Source organism: uncultured Holdemanella sp. (assembly GCF_958348295.1).
In the GTDB taxonomy this organism is placed as follows: domain Bacteria; phylum Bacillota_I; class Bacilli_A; order Erysipelotrichales; family Erysipelotrichaceae; genus Holdemanella.
On sequence record NZ_CATVYQ010000005.1, the window covers coordinates 31953 to 52403 of the forward strand.

The 20451-nt window shown below is 34.2% G+C and carries 20 protein-coding genes; all 20 read right to left on the bottom strand.

Annotated features, from left to right (window positions below; translation table 11 throughout):
- Positions 1-14: 14 nt before the first annotated feature.
- On the bottom strand, positions 15-236 hold the full coding sequence (locus tag Q3907_RS01780; protein ID WP_301896947.1) for a hypothetical protein: 222 nt from the start codon (positions 234-236) through the stop codon (positions 15-17).
- 28 nt (positions 237-264) lie between these two features.
- Complete coding sequence (locus Q3907_RS01785; RefSeq protein WP_301896948.1) at positions 265-1101, bottom strand: hypothetical protein; 837 nt, start codon at positions 1099-1101, stop codon at positions 265-267.
- Positions 1101-1820 (bottom strand): hypothetical protein, encoded by a 720-nt coding sequence (locus Q3907_RS01790; protein WP_301896949.1) that lies wholly within the window; start codon positions 1818-1820, stop codon positions 1101-1103. Before Q3907_RS01790 ends, Q3907_RS01785 begins: the two co-directional genes overlap by 1 nt.
- A 70-nt stretch (positions 1821-1890) precedes the next feature.
- Positions 1891-3891, bottom strand: coding sequence for a CHAP domain-containing protein (locus Q3907_RS01795; protein WP_301896950.1), 2001 nt, complete (start codon positions 3889-3891; stop codon positions 1891-1893).
- Between the two features lie 41 nt (positions 3892-3932).
- On the bottom strand, positions 3933-4916 hold the full coding sequence (locus Q3907_RS01800; RefSeq protein WP_301896952.1) for a hypothetical protein: 984 nt from the start codon (positions 4914-4916) through the stop codon (positions 3933-3935).
- Positions 4913-5929 carry a zincin-like metallopeptidase domain-containing protein gene (locus tag Q3907_RS01805; RefSeq protein WP_301896953.1) on the bottom strand — a complete coding sequence of 339 codons (1017 nt, stop codon included), beginning with the start codon at positions 5927-5929 and terminating at the stop codon, positions 4913-4915. Before Q3907_RS01805 ends, Q3907_RS01800 begins: the two co-directional genes overlap by 4 nt.
- Positions 5930-5946: 17 nt before the next feature.
- Positions 5947-6852 (bottom strand): hypothetical protein, encoded by a 906-nt coding sequence (locus Q3907_RS01810; RefSeq protein WP_301896954.1) that lies wholly within the window; start codon positions 6850-6852, stop codon positions 5947-5949.
- A 33-nt stretch (positions 6853-6885) separates the two neighbouring features.
- The gene (locus Q3907_RS01815; RefSeq protein ID WP_301896955.1) at positions 6886-9588 is read right to left on the bottom strand and encodes a VirB4-like conjugal transfer ATPase, CD1110 family; all 2703 of its coding nucleotides are present in this window, start codon (positions 9586-9588) and stop codon (positions 6886-6888) included.
- The gene (locus Q3907_RS01820) at positions 9521-9922 is read right to left on the bottom strand and encodes a PrgI family protein (protein WP_195232379.1); all 402 of its coding nucleotides are present in this window, start codon (positions 9920-9922) and stop codon (positions 9521-9523) included. The genes Q3907_RS01815 and Q3907_RS01820 overlap by 68 nt, the downstream gene beginning before the upstream one ends.
- A gap of 99 nt (positions 9923-10021) precedes the next feature.
- On the bottom strand, positions 10022-10492 hold the full coding sequence (locus Q3907_RS01825) for a hypothetical protein (RefSeq protein WP_301896957.1): 471 nt from the start codon (positions 10490-10492) through the stop codon (positions 10022-10024).
- 619 nt (positions 10493-11111) lie between these two features.
- Positions 11112-11687, bottom strand: a complete 576-nt coding sequence (locus Q3907_RS01830; RefSeq protein ID WP_278464075.1) for a hypothetical protein — start codon at positions 11685-11687, stop codon at positions 11112-11114.
- A gap of 98 nt (positions 11688-11785) precedes the next feature.
- A complete protein-coding gene (locus tag Q3907_RS01835; RefSeq protein ID WP_301896960.1) occupies positions 11786-12658 on the bottom strand; it encodes a hypothetical protein in 873 nt (290 codons plus the stop codon).
- 1 nt (position 12659) lies between these two features.
- Positions 12660-13022, bottom strand: coding sequence for a hypothetical protein (locus tag Q3907_RS01840; protein ID WP_301896962.1), 363 nt, complete (start codon positions 13020-13022; stop codon positions 12660-12662).
- Positions 13023-13071: 49 nt separating this feature from the next.
- Positions 13072-13284 carry a hypothetical protein gene (locus Q3907_RS01845; protein WP_117994394.1) on the bottom strand — a complete coding sequence of 71 codons (213 nt, stop codon included), beginning with the start codon at positions 13282-13284 and terminating at the stop codon, positions 13072-13074.
- Positions 13285-13354: 70 nt separating this feature from the next.
- Positions 13355-15589, bottom strand: a complete 2235-nt coding sequence (locus Q3907_RS01850) for a VirD4-like conjugal transfer protein, CD1115 family (protein ID WP_301896963.1) — start codon at positions 15587-15589, stop codon at positions 13355-13357.
- The gene (locus tag Q3907_RS01855) at positions 15582-15908 is read right to left on the bottom strand and encodes a hypothetical protein (RefSeq protein ID WP_270473531.1); all 327 of its coding nucleotides are present in this window, start codon (positions 15906-15908) and stop codon (positions 15582-15584) included. Before Q3907_RS01855 ends, Q3907_RS01850 begins: the two co-directional genes overlap by 8 nt.
- On the bottom strand, positions 15905-17995 hold the full coding sequence (locus Q3907_RS01860) for a hypothetical protein (RefSeq protein ID WP_301896964.1): 2091 nt from the start codon (positions 17993-17995) through the stop codon (positions 15905-15907). The genes Q3907_RS01855 and Q3907_RS01860 overlap by 4 nt, the downstream gene beginning before the upstream one ends.
- Positions 17985-18254: a hypothetical protein gene (locus Q3907_RS01865; RefSeq protein ID WP_270473534.1), complete on the bottom strand. Its 270-nt coding sequence runs from the start codon at positions 18252-18254 to the stop codon at positions 17985-17987. Before Q3907_RS01865 ends, Q3907_RS01860 begins: the two co-directional genes overlap by 11 nt.
- Before the next feature lie 2 nt (positions 18255-18256).
- Entirely contained in the window at positions 18257-18595 is a 339-nt protein-coding gene (locus tag Q3907_RS01870; protein ID WP_278464082.1) for a hypothetical protein, read from the bottom strand.
- 173 nt (positions 18596-18768) lie between these two features.
- On the bottom strand, positions 18769-19047 hold the full coding sequence (locus Q3907_RS01875) for an HU family DNA-binding protein (protein ID WP_278464083.1): 279 nt from the start codon (positions 19045-19047) through the stop codon (positions 18769-18771).
- Between the last annotated feature and the right edge of the window lie 1404 nt (positions 19048-20451).

Genomic DNA, 20451 nt, shown 5'->3' on the forward strand with positions numbered 1-20451 from the left:
TACTGCCATCTTTTCTAAATATCAAATAAATTTTCATCTACATTGTAGTCATTCATTATATTTTTAAACTGGATGTTATTGCAATTCATAAATAACAATTTAGTGTCATTAATAAAATCAGCTATAAAGTCACAATAATCTTCATAATTAAGATTTTTTAAATCCTGCTTAAAAAAATCCAGTTCATTTACATCCGCATTTTGTACAAGATATTCTTTTTCCATACTTAGCTTCATTTAAATCACATCCATTTCCTAATAGCTTTTATTTTGACTCCGTTGGCTCAGCCTGACTTTTTTCTTCTTCTTTAATAGAAATACCTTTTGACAATTTTTCCATCAAGTCATGAGTTTCTGATCTAAGGCGAGGCTGCTCAACAGATAAATCGCCAATTTCCTTTTGCAAAGCTTCCAGCTCATCTAGATAAGACTGAAATGCAATATGAAAACAAGAAATCAATTCATGCAAATGCCTATAAACAGTAATTTTCTCCTCATCTTTAAACTTTATAGAAGAAAATTCATGCGGAGTCTTAATCTTGAGTTCTTCTCCAAAAACAAATAGTATTAGATCCTTATAAAACATTTGCTTAGCCTTGTCTGAAAAATGATAGAAGTCAAACATCTTTAAATAAGACTCAATAAATATATCCTGCCATCCATTTTTTAAAATACGTTCAAATTCTGCATAATTTTTCTTTTTATCAATCACTCTTTCAATCGAAGATTTACGTGTATATTTCACCTTTTTATGTTTAGAAATCTCTAATTCATCTAAATAATATGTATCAATTAAGTCGAAATAAAAAGTATTATTATCTTTCTCATATACAGGCTTTAACAATTTTACAGGTTTAGCATTTAAGAAGGGTTTATTTTCATCATCTGTACCTAGTATATAATCCCATCTCTGCAAAGTGTTTACAATAAATCTATTTGAAGGTCTACAATCCATAGCAATCAAAGCGCAATTGAACCATTCGAGTTCTGTGTTGAATTTCATAACTTTTATGTTTCTTATGAAAAAACTTTTATCTTTGAATGCACAATTTATAATATGTTGTTGAATCTGATCTAATATTTTCTTTATATTCTCTTCCATCATGAATTCTCCTTAAAGATGCATTCATAGCCAATAGATTTATCATCCTGAAATACAGGCTTGATTTTAAACTGTTGAGATGATGTTTGACCATAACTATAAGCAGCCTGATAACATTCGACATCATTATTGTTATAATCCTTTGTATAGTACTTGGAATTCTTACGATTTGTCTTCACGTCCGATTCCCCTTGTGACCATATCACATCCACCCCTTTTTCCTCTGGAACATTCTCACTGTTTTCTGTCCCTTTCATATAGGATACATATTCCTGAATCTCTTCATCAGATAAATTCCAACTAGCAGGAATTTCTATTCCATCTACAGTTATGATTTGCTCTGCAACATCCACGTTCTCGCCAGTTACTGGATCTTTCTTTTCATTAGTAATTGTTTTTACAATACGAGTGTCATCTTGAAGACTATGTACTTTATATGTATATTCCGTTTTATTGAATTTTACATTTGCCAATTTGAATAAATCACTGTCATATACCAATTTAACAGTTACTTTATCACCATTTTTAAGTTCCTTATTGTTTTTAGCTGTATACTGTAGTGAATGAATCAATTTTTTAATACTTTCATCATTTCCTGTGTAGTTTATTTTATGACTCGTTACTTCAATTTTTCCAGAACCATTCCAACCAGTCTCTTTGATTTTAATATTTTCAAAAGGCTTTAATTCTACAGGTTCCTTCTTCTGACAGGCAGTCATAAAGAGAATACAAAAAAATATAAAAAATAAACATTTAGCTCTTTTCATCATAATATCACCTTATCTTTTATTAAATGGGTACAGCATACGATACATTTCCATAGTAAGCACGCAACTGTGAACTTGAGTATGTAGCTGTGTGCCAGTCTGTAATAGCAACAGCATAATCATTTGTGACACCATCCAGATTTCCTTCTTGAATAGTAATCTGATCTCCGTTTACAGCCACTACGATCCAAACATGGTTATGTGCCTTATCACTTGAGCCTACAGCTCCCGCCATAGGATCTTTAGAATATTTAAATTTATCACCATGTGCATTTAATAATTCACTAACGCATTGATAGCCGTTTCCAGAGAAACCTGGGTCATATCCATAAATTTCATAAAAGCGTCCCCATGCAAACCATGTACACTGACCATACAAATGACTTCTTGCGTATGGATTTTTAGTGATCCATGCATCCGTGTTAGAAAAATCTGGAGATCCAGTTAAATCCCCACTTCCTTGTTTCATGGCTCTTTCTACTTTTGTGATCTTGCCTTTCCATTTATGGTTATCATCTAAATTATGGTTCAAACTTTGTGAGAATCCCGCAGCACTAAGTTTTGGCTTGGTAGTATGGTTTATATCTCCATAGAATTCAACCATTGATTCATCCTGCGATAAGCATGCATGACTACTATCATTGTTTCCTTGATGAGTATGTTCATCCGCTTTGATATCGCAAATAATCATATAAATCTGTTCACCTGAGTCTAAAGTTATACGAAACTTTTCACCTATTGTATTTGTATAATATGTTGCCATAGCATTGCAATACCATTTATAACCACCATCTTCAATATAGGCTAGTCCCCATTCATCGTGTTGGACTTGTCCATATTTATTTTCAAATAGTAATTTATATTGAGGTGACGTTGTACTTGTAACAGCTGTTTCATTTGCCATAGATTTTGTTGAGTTACCAACATCACACATTTTGATTTCTGTAAATGTATAGCTCTGAGATGAAATAAACCCTAACACACTGGAAATAACAATAAAGAGACACATAAACAGAAGTAAAATAGGAATCAAACAAACAAGAACTGATGCTATAACAGGAACGGTTGCTATTGCTGTAAAAACAGCAGACAAAGAATTAATGATTGCTTTCCCAATATTCTTCAAGGTACGAATAGGATGACGAACACTTGATGCAATCCGATAGATGCTTCTTCTTTCCTGCCATACTTTTCCTATAGATCTTGACGTTCCACGAAGAGCCTTGTTTGCATACCACATTGTTTTATTTGTGGTTGAGTCAGCGTCATTACCCCTTATCATTGCATTTGTTAATTTACGAGACTGATTACGGATTGTCATCTGTGTTGATCTACTCAAAGAAAATCTTTTACGTTTTAAATAGTTGCTATAGGTTTGAACATGAGCTTGTCTAGATATAGTTCGATCATAAGCATTGGATTTAAATTTGGTTACAACAGCATCTTTTCTATCCATAACCGAAGAACCTGCCATCTGATTTGGAACATAACGATTTTGAGCTAAATTATGTCTATAAAGAATAGCATCTTTTCGTGACTTTCCAGATATGATATCTGTATAGTTCATTTGAGCAGGTTTAACATTATGTAACTGTACATTTTCAAATGACTTAGACTTTTCTTTGATATGCTCCATGCGTTTGTCATTATAGACAATCTTTGATCCAATTTTTATAATCGGACTTGCAACGCCTCTAGTCATTCGTACTGCATTTTGAGCAATCATTGCGGAATTTCCTGCAAGAAACATCCCTGCGTCTGAAGTTAAATCATGTTTGCCATACCCTCCAACATCATAGACATCAGGCGTATAGCGATTGATCTGTGTAGCAACTGTAGAAAGTGTTCCACGAGACACATCATGTGTTGCATACACAGAATTAGATAACAGGTGTTTACCAGAATCTAATGTTCTCCCTCCTACATCGACTGCTACAGCTGAAGAATAGGAAGTCGCTTTGATAGTTTCTCGTAATGCAATCTTTCCTGCATTGATAATTTGTTGTTTATTTACATTAACCAAAATGAGCCTCCTTAAAACAAAAAGATGGCAGTACTGCCACCTTAGTTAAAAATTAATTGCATACCTAAATAAATGCCATCACTATCCTGAATTGGCGTACATGAACCAGTATATCCAGAAGACAGCAAATCACTCTGACAAGCACTTGGAGCACTTGACATATCATAGCCTTGAGAAAACAAATACTGTTTATTTGAAGGCTTAGGACGTGTAGGTTGAACTGGAACAGTCTGAGTTTGCTGTGGAGCCTGTTGAACAGATTGCTGTGGTACTTGATAACTCTGACTGTTTTGTGAAGATGTGTTCTGTGTTTGAGGATTCTGCGTTGGCTGGCTTTCATTTTGAGAAGATTCAACATTTTTAGATTCCTCTGATTCATCTTTCTTCTCCTCATGAATTTCCTTCTTCTCTTTTTTAGCATTTATACATATAGGCACTGACTTCTTTGATATATTTCCACTTTTATCTTTCGCTTCAATAATCAGATGTACTGTATCCCCATAAGAATATTTTTCTTCCTTGATATACTTCCTGATTTTTATCTTACTGTCAGGAGTTTGATTATCTGAAACCGAATAGTATGAATCTACTTTTAATTTCCGTACATCTTTTAACTCCATGTTTTGATCGATATCCTTATTGATTTTAATGACTGGCTTTTTAGTATCCACCACATGTATTTCTATCATCTGCTTAGGAATTGATCCATCTGTGTATTTACCTGTAATTGTCTGACTGCCAAGTTTAAACACATCAATTTCGTCAAATGTAATTTCATAGCCATTCACTGAAATCGTATTTGAGCTGATCTTGTCACTTTTCTCAACAGGATTTCCCGCAACCGTTTCAATCAGATCAACAACACGCACAGGATTTCCGTATTCAACCGTATCTTTTTTTAATGTTATTCCATGATTATCTCTGAAAACAAAAAGAAAAAGAAAACAAAGTATCCCAAAAATTGATATTCCTATCACGAACATTTTGAAATAATGTTTAAAATCCGCATCTTCAAGAAAGTTCATAAGTCCCTTTCAGATTCCTTTTCTTTATGTTCTTTTGTCGGGGTCTGGTATTCCTTCTGCAATTGCTTATTCAACAATTTATTTTGATAGACCTCTCCCTTTTCTATAACATAATTACAAATTTTATCTGCATCTTTAACAGCATCTTCCAGATATTTATAGTTATCCTTTATTGCGGTAGACCAGCTTTGGATATATGCGACATTGTTATTTTCGTTCATGCTTGTGTCTATACCTAACTCAGCACAAATATAAGCAGAAGCAATTTCCGCACGCAATTCTTCTTTTGCATACTCCTCGCTTCCAAATTCACCAGTTACTTCTCTTTCTAGACCTTTGGAAGTACTATGAGCAATTTCATGAGCCAAGGTAGATAATAATGCTTCTTTATTAAAGAAGTGATTATCTGGTGGTAAAACAATTCTATGCTTATTGATATCGTAATAACATCGCACATTTATTTTAGATTGATAAAGCTCAACACCCGTCTCCTTCATAAAACCTTTTAAAAATTCAAACTTCTCATCATTAGAGTAGATATGTTGTTGAGGATCCTTTTCAATTTCTTTTACTAAGTCCTCGCTAAACACGTATTTTACACTAGCGTAAGCCCATTTAAAATTACTTTCTGTAGCTTCGCCAGACCGTATCATTTCTGATTTTTTTGATACTCCAACGAGTTTTCTATCCGAATAATCTGCCGCACCATCTTTGAAATAGTTAAACATCGGATAAATAATAGGAATTCCTTTTCCTTTTGCATTTTCAAGATGATATCCTTTTTCTTTTATCTGATTAAATGTGTAGAAGCGGTTCCCTTCATATTTTTCTTCCTGACTGTAAAAAGTAAGAAGAAAACGGTTTAATCCGGCATACTTACGATTACTGATGCCGTTGCAGGCACCGTTTCCAATTTTCCAGTTTTTGCTCCACTCTTCCTTTTTGTCATCTAAGCAATGAATAAAACGTTCTGCAAGTTGCTGCTTCACAATTTCTGCTTTATCATTTTTCACAACTGTCACCTCCAACTCTAAACATTAGTACGCATTGTACTCGTAGTATTTTCTAAATCCAACTTCATATGATGTAATGCCTGTAAAGATTTATCGACATTTGCATCCTTTACTTCGGATGCGTTATTTAAATCTTGATATATACCATCTACATAACCATTATCTAAATCAGAATCTATAAATTTCTTAGCATCTCTATCGTTATATAATGCGACAAGTAATTTTGCACCAAGTTCTGAACGACACCCTAACGTCATACTCTCATTTATAAGAATCTTATAGTTGTTGTTTTCTCTATAGATATATGGATATTTTTTTTCTGTATCCTTGTAGAAATCCTCTTTAGCATGCACCTCAAAATTTCCATCAGGAACCTTTTTGATGACATCAAGATTGTTCATCAATAATAAGACCAAATCCTGTGTTCGGGGATCCTTATACGTTACTGTATTTTTGCTACAATCTACATCCGTATCCGTATTCTCCTGCTCTGAATGAGTATTAGAGTCTTCAGAATTGGCATTTGAGTATTCTGAAGATGAATCATTTGAAGAAACATGCTCCCCATTCTGATTCTGTACTTCAGTATCATCATTTGATGAAGTGGCAGTACTGCCATCCTTATTCAAGGGCACTGGATTTGATAAACACTCTACATTCGCCGATTCCATATAATAACGATTTTCTTTTGTCACATGGAAATCACCGTAAACACGAATGACTGCACCACCAATTAATAGTTCCCCTTGGCATTTCCCTGTTGATGGATCAATCTCATCAAAGACGCTTCGAAATTCATCTTCATTCCAAATACGACTAGAAAAATAATCTTTAAAATTAAATATCTGAGATTCCAAAGAAAGAGAGCTAATCGAAGACTCATCATCCCAACATAAAACTGTCATTTTTTTTAAACTAAACATATTGACCTCCTAGATGGCAGTACTGCCATCCTTTTAATAATCCTCTGGATTAAATTGAAAACCTGTGGATTTTGATGAATCCGATGAACCATTAGAAGATGAAACATCACATAATCTTTCACGATCCATAGTTTGCTCATTTAACACTTTATGATTATTGATATCAGTCGACACTGAATCAAGTTCATTTAAATTCTGCCCATCATCCTTTTTTGGAGCATATGCAGGCATCATTACCTCACGCATTTTTGTTTCATTTTCATCCTTTTCACGCTGTTCTTTTTGTAAACGCAAAGATTCTTCCTGAAGCTTACGAATTCTTTTTTCCTCCAATTTCTTCATGTCTTCTGGGTCAGTATTCCACATTTCATAACAAATCGTATTCTTAGGGAACTTATCTGTAAATGGAACAATGGTCTTACCGTAACGAATCAAGCCAGAACCTCTAGGAGCATTCTGAACATATCTACATTGCTCATCAGATAAATTTAATAATCCTTTTAACTGAACTAAGTCTAATTTTTCCTGACGTAGCATAATAAAGAAATCTGAGTTTGCAAGCATTGTACTTGTCTTATCAGAACGTAAAAGGTCAGTAACATTTTGTGTGATACCAGTACATGCACCACCAAATTTACGCACCCATTTCCAGAACTCATACAAGAAGTTTTCGGAATATTCATTATCAAGCAAACGATAGATTTCATCTATATAGACCCAAGTATCTTTTCCTTGCTCATAATTTTTAAGCATCTGTTCTTTAATAGTTTCCAAGATGATTTTGTTCCCAAGCGACTTAATAGATTCTGACATATCATGAATATCAAACACCACCATTCGACTATTAATATTAACATTTGATTCATGTGCAAATAAATCATAAGTACCTTCAACGTAAGTCCATAATCCTTCATACATTTGATGAGCAACATCCCCTTGATAATTCCCTAAATATTCATGGAATGTTTTTAAAGTAGGCATGTGAGCATTTCTTGGATCTGTTGTTAATTTTGCTTCGTAATCCAAAAACATGGAATGTACAATCTGGTCTACAATTGACTTTTGTTCCCCAGTTAAATATCCATTCACACCAATCATTTCAGCCATCATTACAATTGCTATTTCTGCTTTACGTGATAAGAAGTCTGCTCTTGATATATCTCCATCAAAAGGATTGAAATGTAACCTTGAGTTCGTATCCACTTGAAGAATCTGACAATCTGTTCTGTTTGAATATTTATTTAAACCATCTACTAGCTTCTTATACTCCCCTTGTGGATCAATAATAATAATATTTGCATTTGGATCACCTAAGAACAACGGTGTAATTTCCTTTTTGGCAATAAATGATTTACCCATCCCAGTTGGAGCCATAATAAACGCATTACGGTTTGCCAGACCTTTACGATTACATAAAATCATATTTCCTGTAGTCTTGTTGATACCATAGAAAATCGGCTGATCTTCATGCAATAATTCCTGAGATGTAAACGGCATGATATATGCACAATTATTGGTCAACAAAGGGCGTGACAGTCCCTCTTTTGGCAAGCCCAAAGGCAAAGCACAATTAAAACCAATTTCCTGCTCATAATCCATTTTAATAAAATCACAAGTCAATCTTTTACCTGTACGTTCCACAAGGTTGATGACATTGTTCATTTCATCCATTGACTTAGCATTAACCAATACTAAAAATTGACAATTAAAAACCCTTTGGTCATTGTCTTCAACGAGTTTACGCCAAGTATTAACAGCTTCGCTTTGAGAACGTAGATTTGGTGGAAGGGTTCCTGAAAAGTTAGCACGAGCTAGATTCTTTTCGTTTTCTGCCTGAATCTGCATATCTACCTTTTCGTATGTTCTGTTGATTAAGGCAATTGAGTCCTCTTTAGACTGCAACTGCATATGAAATGTCATTACTATATTACTTTCAATCTTTGACAGTTCATAAATCAAATCATCCTTTAACCAAGTAGGATAGTTTTGAATTACCATTGCACAGCAATATCTTTCACCCATCGTAAAGTAATCTTTTTTAAAATTAAATGAATATGGCGTAATATAATCTTTCGTTGAATTTCCAATATTTAGATCACTGTATTTAAAATCAAAATGACGAGATGGAAATGTAATAGAAGCTAAAGTTTCGAGTCTTTCCTGTCCAGACATCACTTCAGCTTCACACCCAAGATTTGAGAGCTGATCGCAGAAGTTTTCAGCAAGAAGATCTAATGTTTTTTTAGCTTCTTGATAGTTTCTTTCTTTGCAAGTGAAAGTAAAAATCTTGTCTGAAACAATAGAATTGTTCCCTAATTCCATGTTATCACGAACACGTTGGTTCAGTTCTGCACGGATTATGTCTAATCCATCTGCCCTATGTGGCATAATAATGTTTTTTTCAAATTCTTCTCTGTTCAATAAGCGATTATTGATAACTAGAGAAACATCTATATCATTTCCCAAAGACTGAAGAAAATCAGAATACATGCCAATAATCTGTTCCTTCATTTCGTTTGGAGCAATTTGATAGTTTATATCTGTAAATTTCACTGCACGAGAATAAAGATCATCATCCATACAGCAAATTCCATTCTCTAACATTTCTTTATAGCGAATTACATTCTGTGCGATACGAGCACGCTTGATTCTCTTTTTTGCATCTCTTTTACTTTCTGTATTCTCGGCAGAATTGTTTGTTGATTTGTTTGTCTTTTCTTGATTTCTTAGAAACATCTTTAAATCCTTTCTTTGTAAAATAATAGAGTTCATTTGAAAAAATCACTCTTTGTTTAACTGTACAAAAGCGATGTATGGCTGCCAACTTTTCCTGATAAGGTCTAGAGTTCTGCCATTTTGCCCATCCCATCGCAAATATTCCAAAACATAAAGCAATAGTTACATAAATACAAAGATCCTGTGGAAGATGTATAAGCATATATGAGATTAAATAAAAAGATAATCCCACTACCATTGCAATAAAAGACCAAAATAATTGTCTAACTGAAAGACCTAAAAGAATTTTCTCTTCATAGGTCGTTATATCTTTAGGTACATAGGAAGATTCCATGATACCCTCCTTTCATTTATAAGAATAAGTATAAATACAATGTCATTTAGTTAAATAAACTTAAATAAAAAACGTCTACGATTTTTCGTAGGCGCTTTTTTAAACATACCAATATATAATAATGTTTTCCCAATTCCTCAAAGTTGAACGCATTTTCAAGAATTTTTCATCAGAAGATAAGTCCATATTTTTTTCGACTTTTTGTTTCATAGCTTTATAATCTCTGACCGTTTGCCGAACCATTGCAAGTATTTGATTTTGCTTTCTGTTCAAATCATCAACGATGTTACCGTTAACTGTTACACTTGAAGTATTTTGACTTAATTCGCTTCTATCTATTATTATCATTTTGCAAAAATCAAGGCCTGGTCTTGCTCTGCCACCTGTATTATAAATAGGAATCGAATAACTTCTAGGGCATCTACTACGTAATGGCACAAGAATAATCTTATCTTCATAAGGAATTCCACAATAATATGGTCTCACTTTTCCAGAACAATTATTTCTATCTAATGTTTCTTCTAAAGAATCTCTAAAATCGTCATTTATTCTTAAAAATCTTGTAGCCATAATATCTCCAATACTAAAAAAAAGCATCTATATAAGATGCTAATATATGCCATCCTCAGCTGCCGTTAGTTTTTTTCTACCTCTACTTTTTACAAAGCGACTTGTTGCTGACTTAGGACAATCGGTCAGAACCCTAATAAGCTGCCGTTAGTTTTTTTCTACCTCTACTTTTTACAAAGCGACTTGTTGCTGACTTAGGACAATCGGTCAGAACCCTAATAAAGAGGATGACAAAGATAATAACATTTAGATAGAACCTCTATCTACATCTGTAATATACCACATATAGTGTAAAATGTAAATGAGTCCTTTTTCTTTCACAACGTCTTGATTTACTGTCTTGGTTTTACGTTTACCTTTTGGACTTCGACTTGATTCGCAATCTCATCCACCATTTAGCCTAATCAAGTTTCTGTACGTACGCTCAAAAGAATTGTTGCACCACTTCCTTCACCCATGACATCACTGTCAACGGCTTGTGGTCCACTACACTTGGCGGTAACTACCTGTGGTTGGTTTATCTCCAACTGAACTTATGCCATGCCCGGCACACGAATAAGAAGATGGCAGTACTGCCACCTTCTTTCGTTAAGGCACACATCTTAACTTTCAAGAATATCTAGCGTTCTAAATCTGGATCAGATTTTTTTGGCTTATGTTCTACATTTTTGTTGATTTCTTTTGATAATTCTTTTTGGGTAGTCTTTTTCACATCTTTTTCGACTGTTACTACTTTTTTCTTTTCACGTATAAGCTTCGTATCAAAGATTTCCGCCATTTGTTTTCTGTTTAACTTAACAGGAACCGGCTTATCAAACTGATTCTTACCGTCAGGCGTGAAAATTGGATGTCCATCCGCATCTCTTAGACGCTGGCTTTCAAAATAGACTGTCCATGTAGATGTTTCACAATCCATATACATTACCTTTTTCTGGGCAATTTTTGTATCATGAACGGCATCTCTTGGAACCTGAATATAGGCTTTTCTAGAGTTAATATCAATTCCATTCACATCTTTTTCGAACTGGAAATTTCTGTGATTTGCAGAGGGCAGTAAAATACGATACATCAATAAAGGCTTACCATCTTTACCAGTTGCTCTGCTGTGTTCATAATCACGATACTCATTTGTTTTTGGATCTTTATACTTAGCTTTTAACATTTGTCTTGAAAAATATACATGTGGTGCTGCCATAACCTACCTCCCGATTTTTGTTCTAACTGCTATGAAGTTTCTCCGATGTGTGTGCAAGAAACTATATTAACGTGTATGACAAACCGTTAATACCAAAATTAATTAACCTGAAGCAATGATTTACTCCATCCTCCAGTCTGGAAGACTGCAATAAGCAATAAAATCGAGTATCCCATCATTGTGAACATTGCTCCAGTTGGATTACTCGAAACATTTTTCAACGCATCTCCAACCGATGCATTGACAATCTGTACATAAAAAATACAAACAATGCAGATAAAGACTCCTTGTAATGCCAGAGCCAATAATCTTTTAATAAATGCAATACCAATATGTTTAAATTCATTGTTGCAGAATGTACAGAACGGTAATGGTGCAACAGCCGTAAAAACATATATCTCAATAAAACGTATCTGGCACACCAGCTTGACAATAACAATGGAAGCATTGTTTATAACACCTACAAGTTGAGCAACAATATATCCACCAAGGATAGTTCCTGCTTCTTTCTCCTTATAATAAGTGACCAGCTCCTGTGATATATCTTTTGTATTAAATTTAAGCAATTTAAAATACGAAGTATGTTGCATTCCTTTTATGACTTCACTTGAAATCTGGAAACACATTCCAATGATTACACTCATGTTTTTTGCAATTGTAATTGCAACAGCTACTTTCAAAAATGCCATCAAGATCCAATAGATACCATCCAACCCTTTTGTATCCGTTCGGTTGAATATAGCAGCCAGTTCAAAGAAAAGAAACAAAGATATAACTACTGAAGCAACCCCTGTTCCAATTGAACTGGATAATCCTTCAGATGCCTTCCATAATGCCAAAGATGGAAACCCATCAATTTTGTCAGATGGTGCGGATTGTGCTAATGCCATCACATCATTCAGACTCACAAAATAATTTGCAAAAATATCACCAATCGTAGCTGCAAGACCTTTAAAAAAACTGTCGAGCACTCTAATCACCCTCCTTTCGAGACAGCATCAATTGCATATCAATTATGTATTTATTTAAAATAGCCTTTTGACGGCCAATTGAATTTTCTATAATCATGTTATTTTCTTTAAAAGAAGCTTCATACCCCTTTAAAGATGCATCATCAACAAGTTTGTTTATAGAACGCAGAGATATCTGTATATCTTCTAAAACATTCAATAAATCTTTAGAAGCAATATAAAGTTTTTCATTTAGAAAGAGTGTGTTCAACAAACTAGCGTTTAACGGTTCATAATTTTTATCAATCATAAGATTTAATCTTTCTTTTTTAGCGTTTTCTATACATGAATCTAAATCATGTAATCTACTTTGAAATTCCGTCATTTTCATCCTCCAAAGAAACAAAGGAGGCAGTTTTGCCTCCTTTGTTGTTCTAGCCAAAGTTTACATCAATTGTTGTTAACCATGCAGCCGCAGCAATAATCAAAGCTCCACCTACAGCACGCAATACGCCTTGCTTGATGTCTTGCCCGTTATGGTCATTCAATCCACCAGCCATAACAACAATACCCCAAACAGTCCAAACGCCTCCAAAAGCAATTAAACCCTTTGAAATAATACTAAAACCTTGTTGCAAATAATTCATTTTTTTACCTCTTCTTTCTAATATATAAAAAGATGGCAGTACTGCCATCTAATTACCAAAGTATTCAATATTAAAAATTACTTATATCCGATTTTGGTAGAAACCCATCCACATCGTATCTTTCTTCATCCTGTATAGTTTCTTCAACAAATTCCAAATCATTCTGAGTCTGATATACAGCATCATTGCTTATCAGTAAATCAGTCTTCCCTGAGTATTCACCACGTCTGTATCCATCCATTTTACTTTCCGACTCTGTTTGATTTTCCTCAATATATTTATTTCGTGATTCTTCACGTAATTTCTCTAATTGACGTACTTTTTCTAGGAAAACATCAATATCAAAGAAGTTCTGTTTAGCAATTTCTTTATCATGTGCATCACATGTTTCATCCACTCTTGGATGGTCCTTAACATCATATTTCCAGTCCTCATAGATATGCTGACCTTGAATATGAATCAAGCATTTACGATTATCCAGCATTGCAATATCACCAATAGAGTACACATCGCTGGCAATCAACTGTTCACCAACTGTGTAGGATGAGCTGGTTCCTTTGCTAGTGGAATGTGTAACGTGAGTCACTGTTTCTTTTCCTGCCAGTTCAGAAATAACCTTTTGCGTTGTTGGACCTTTAGATCCTAAGAATAAAGTTATAGAGCAGTTTTCAAAAATTGCCTCCCAGTCATCGCCATACAACGACTTGGATTTAATCTGTGAAATACCTTGTACAATAACAGCCGTACTGATTTCACGTGAACGCATTGTACTGATTTTACGGTTAAAATCTGGCTGCTTTCCACAGTTGGCAAACTCATCATTAATGATTCTTACGTGAATTGGCAATTTATGGTCCGCACGAGCGTCCGCAATATAATAAAGCTGTGTATACAACTGCTGAAGGATGATAGATGCCATGAAATTAAAAACATCATCTGAATCATTAATAACAATAAACAAAATAGATTTTCTTAATCTATTCTTTGGCAAATCCTCATACGAAGGCTTATCCGTTCTCCCTTTTGTAAATCTTTCGTAAACATCTCGATCAATATCAAGTGATAAATTTTTACAATCATTCTCATCAGCTGAAGTTATCATTGGCTGACCTAATCTTTCCAGATGTAGTTCATCCTTTTGAAGAATTCTTTTTAATTCTGGTGAAGCAAAGATAGACAATCGAACACCAATTGAAATCAAAATAGATTTTGCTGTCTTACCAGCTCCAAGCTTATAAATCTGATAATTCAAAATAGCCAGATCTCTATACGTGTAGGTAATAGCCCCATGCGTTTCAGCTCTATGTTCACTCTGCAATTGTTTAAACAGCCTATCCACATCCGATTCATATGTATCATTTCCATCTTCTTTAGCATCAGAATGCTGAAGAAGCATAAGAACCGTATTGAAACTAAATAGATTCTCATCCCCTCTGCATTCAGACATAATCAAATAAATCATGGACATAAGCCAAGTCATTTCGGCTTTAACAAAGAACTCATCCCCTCCAGATTTATTTTTATCTGACGTATTAGATATTAGATTCTGTACGAAACTTTGGACATCTTCAGGCTTTTTAAAATATTCAAATGGGTTGTATCCCATAGATTTATCCATCTTTACAAGATTCAGGTAGCTTACGTTATAACCGTTCTTTTCAAAAGCTTTACCACACTCTTCTGCAACAGAGCCTTTAGGATCAATTACAACGTAATTGCAATACATCTGAAGAATATTCGGCTTTACAAAATAACGTGTTTTACCAGTTCCAGAACCACCGACAACAAAGATGTTGTCGTTGATTCCAGTATGCCAAGTATCCATATCTACTTTTACGTTCTTGCTTAGAATTATGTTTGCATCCTCATCACGTTTTGCTTCAACTTTGTTCTCCAAGGCATCATTTTTCGATGCTTCTTCAAAAACATCGCCTTTTCTTGAAGAGCCATACTCTCGCCCTTCCTTAGTATTCTTCTTGGAAGCATCATGGTAAATAACACCAATTATAATCATTCCATATAATGCAAAGCCTAAAAGGGATCCCTCTACAGTAGGTTTACAATATGGCAATATTTTATAACTGGAATTGATAGCTTTAAAAACATTATCGACAGTGTCACCACCCTGAGCTTGAAAGATGGTGAATGCATTGTATCCAGTCCACGAGCAAAGGATAACAACAACAAAAACAAAACCACCAGTAAAAATTTTAATCCAGAATTTATTCTTTTTAATGGTAACTTTCAGGCTCTGTCTGTTTTTCTTTTTTGGCATTTCAGATGAGTTCTTATCTTTATCACTCATTCTGCTTGCTCTCCTTTAAATTCATTGCATTAATGAATTCTTTGGCATCTTTTTCAATCTGATCGAAGGATTCACCTGAAGCAGTTGATCGTTCTAAAAGATAATTCGAATATTCATTAATTATTTCTAACATGTCACATTTCATAGAATTAATAACGTTGTTCAGCCTTAAAATAGCTTGTCCTGCTTCTTCGATTACTTCTTCTGGCGTATATCTTCCATTCTTTTTATCCATAAAGCGAAACAGCGCCTCATTGCATCGCTGAATTTCTAAATTATATTTATTGTCAATGGCTTTAAGTTGTTCTATAGACTTCATACTGTTCTATCCTCCCTGACTCTTGTCGGTTTTCTATTTTCTATTGATGTTGTTTTCTGTTTAGAGATATTCATTTTCTTCAATCTCTTTTTTGCATATTTTAATGATTTATCATCCTGTGCAAAATGATTGATGTAATGATTCAATTGGTCTGTATTTAAACTGTTGATAAACTCCATGTCTGGAACATCTTTATTTTCTTCTACAGGAATGTCATCCTTTACGTGAGCCATAGCTAGGACCCTATCTACCATCACATCAATTTCATCCAGTGAACGACAATCCAATAAATCTTTCACTACTGAAACACTTTCACTACGGCTGTTATCCTCAATACGATCTAAAATTGACTGCAAAGAATAATCCAATCCATCAAACCCCTTTAGATTGGATGTACTCTTCCAACTATCCATATTGATAACTTTAAACTGCATATTTTTCGTATTGTTCATGAAATCATCAACAGATGTATTAGCGTTGAACATACTGTCACGTATACTGAAGCCTATCAACTCCAAACACTCCTTTAGATCTTCGTATGACTTTACCTTTGGAACTAAAAAATCCAGACATCTCTTCATTGAAATATCTGGAGGAATTGTTTCCAATATTGGCTTTTCAGAAATCATCTCATCAGTTTGCTGTTCAAGATGAATATTTGCTTTTTTAAATACTTTGTCTTGCAGTTCACCAAGATTTTCAGCATCTGTATTTAAAATAGTATATACAATTTCTGCATTATCTGTTCTTTCATTATCTTTGATAAAAGACTCGATACTTTCTAAAGTATAAGGATTTCCATTCATATCATCAATTGATGAAAAATCAATTTCCAAATCCGAATCAGGAAGTGAAATTGTAAATACATCTTGTTTTGTTTTATCTTCCCAACATTCTCTAAATTCATCTATAGTTTGCATTTTCTCATTTCTGTCATAAACAGAATTCACATTACGCAATTGACTTTTGGTAAGTACAACAAATTTTTCGTTAATAGGAAGTTCAATCGTGGCAGTACTGCCATCTTCTTTTGCTTTTTCATTCCATGAAATATACTTGTTAGGAATCTCTATAAATTGATCTCCATTTGTATTCGGCATACGAAACCATGAAACATCATAATTTGCTAAAGCAGGTATATCGTCACTTCGCTCAACCTTTAGGCTTTCATCCGCTGTGAACTTGAATACATTATTTAGTTCATACTTATCATGGATATTAAAGCCAAGTTGCTTCAAGACCTCTTTTAAATCATTATAGGACGCAACTTTTGGAAGAAAATAATATAATATTTTCCTTACAGCATCTCTTGGCTCGTCAAATACAACTTCAGGTGTCCCTTCATCCACAAACGGATTTACTGTTACCCTGTCTTTATAATCGTTCGTATTTGTTTGTTCCTGCACTTGGTTTTGCACATAGCTAAATTCAGTCTCACGCTCCTGAGTATGTTCTTTGGTTTTATTAAAGATACGACTAACTATGTTCATTAACTTCGCATCTTTCAACCTGTTCATAAGTGACGGTCGATGTGACAACACCTCCAGTTCTCTGGTAATGACCTCCCATTTTGCAAGGTCTATTGAACATATCGTCAACATATATTCAGCATCATTGATAACTGGCATATCTGGGCTTTCTGGATTCATGACAATCTGATTATTTTCATCTCGTATAGTAAATGCAGTTACTATCTTCTTTTCAAAATCAGTTAATGAATTGCCATCTGTAACAGCTTTCTTAACAAGTTCTTCAAGATCATCAGGTCGCCTCATTAAGCAGTAGTCAATGTTCATGTTGTGTGTCATGGATTCAATAATTTCCTTATCACGGGCACTAACAGGAATTCTTTCGACATCTGATTTTTTTACATCATACGCAACATGAGCAAAAGCGGATTCAGATTTAAATTTATGACCTTTGTTGCCCTTTAAATAATTTCTATAATGTGCTTCGCCATATTTCACATTTGCATATTTCACAGAAGTTAAGAAACGTCTTAATGCTCTGGCAATATTTTCACCTGTATTGATGGCAATATGAAATACAGCAACACTTGCATTTTTTGAAGAAGACTCAGTGGACATTGTTCTTATCCTCCTTCTTTAACATTTCCTTAAAGCGTTTTATATCTACAATATGAAGAGCCATTAACAGCCCTGCAATAACAAAAAGACTGATTCCATTTGAAACTACCAAAGCAGTTAATAAATTCACCCAGTAGTAATGAATCAGTGGAGTCAAACGTACAAGTATACAAATTGCTAAAACTACAAGTATAGCAATTGATGCTTTTAGCTTTCCTGACTTCAGTTCAATCGTATAATAATCTTTTTTTACAGGCATAATCATTCACCATAAGGATTAAACGTCTCATTTACATTGTTAAATTGAACATTGGCTTCTGTATCTGTGGTGGCAGTACTGCCATCAACAAAATCATCTTTTTTCTTTCGCTTCTTCTTTGTTCCTGTATTTAACTGTGCACTTAAACTTTCCCATTCAGATACTTCTTTACCAAGCTTTTCAAACGAAGCCGTTAATTTCTTTTCGGCCGATAAAATTTTAGTCAAGTTAGAATCTACAAGTCCAAGTTCCTTTTGCAGTTCCTCCTTTCTTTTTGACAATGCATCCTTTTCTTTATAAAGATTTTTCAAAATCTCATTCTGCATTCTATCAAAATCCATTTATATTTCCTCCTTGTAATAACACATAAAAAAAGTCCTGTCAGGGTACAGGACTAATAAGGTGAAATATACATAAATATAAATTTCACCTGAACTATCTGGACTTACATCATGTGAAAAAAGTCATAAGGGCATGATTGCCAGAATAGTTGGATAACTAATCAAATAAATATCTACTTATTAACTAAGTCTTTTAAAGATTTAGATGATGTAAATTTCACATACTTAGAAGCAGGAATACGAATTCTTTCCATTGTCACAGGATTGATTCCCATGCGTTCTTTACGTTCATTGACTACGAACTTACCAAATCCTGCAATTTCTAAAGTATCACCTACTGATAGTGTTTCTATCATTTTTTCAAAAACGCAAGATACGATTTTATCCATATCTTTTTTTGAAATGGTATCAAACTGTTCACTTACCTCTTGAATTAAAACTGCCTTATTCATCTTTGCACACCCCCTTTTCTTTTATTAACATCTATAATGTAAAATATTTATCTAAAAAATACAAATTCTATGTAAATGCTCACTATACATTAAATTGACATAGCTGACCTTCACTACCATGCGAATGCGTGCTGATATTCAACAAAGAAAGTGACATACCCATGGTAAAATAACCTTCACTACCATGTGAAAATGTGCGTATTGCACCGATTACCCGAAAACAAAGGAATCCTATTAGCCTTCACTACGCATGGCATTACAGACTACTATAAAATGTTAACCTTGCCACGAATGACAAAGATGTGATTTCATTTCATCTGTACTTTCGATATTGCTATCAAGGTCCGTGAAACGACCTTATATATTAAATTTATCATTCAAACCAATTAATAAATACTTGACAGTAAATCCTTACCTTCACTACCATATGAAAATGTATTATACTTACCCATTTGCATATAATACTCCTGTTCCCGAAGCATTCACAACCATACAAAAATGTGCTGTACTGCAACAGGTAGAATGGATTTACTTGTAAATGCGATTCTTCACTACCATCTGGATTTATGCTGTACTACAACACAGCATGAGCCGGTTTCATAATTATTCCCCTTCACTACGCATGGCATTACAGACTACTGAAGAATTTTAACCTCTTCACGAATGAAGAAAGTATGATCCTAGTTCATCTGTACTTTCGATATTGCTATCAAGGTCCGTGAATCGACCTTATGTATTAAGTTTATCATTCAAACCAACTAATAATTGTCTTGTTAAAACACTTCATGATTCATTACTATAACACTCACTACAATGTGAAAATGTGCTGTACTGAAACAATAGAGGAAGCCCCTCACTATTTAACAATCCTTCACTACCATATAAAAATGTGCTGTACCGCAACACTAAGAGAACTTCAAATGTTTACTTCACTCCTTCACTACCATGTGGAAATGTGCTGTACCGCAACTTGAGTGAAAATACCTTCATCTCAATGATTCCTTCACTACCATGTGGAAATGTGCTGTACTGAAACAATAGAGGAAGCCCCTCACTATTTAACAATCCTTCACTACCATATAAAAATGTGCTGTACCGCACCAATGCAGGTGAAGGTGCAACTGACAAGACTCCTTCACTACCATGTCAAATCGAGCTGTACTGCAACCGCTGGAATTGTTAGACCTGCCTGAGCACCTTTCACTACACATGGCATTACAGACTACTATAAAATGTTAACCTTGCCACGAATGACAAAGGTGTGGCTTTAGTTCATCTGTACTTTCGATATTGCTATCAAGGTCCGTGAAACGACCTTATGTATTAAGTTTATCATTCAAACCAATTATTAAATTACAAACAATTAATATAATCATCAAAGCTATTCGCCACCACACAAACGCT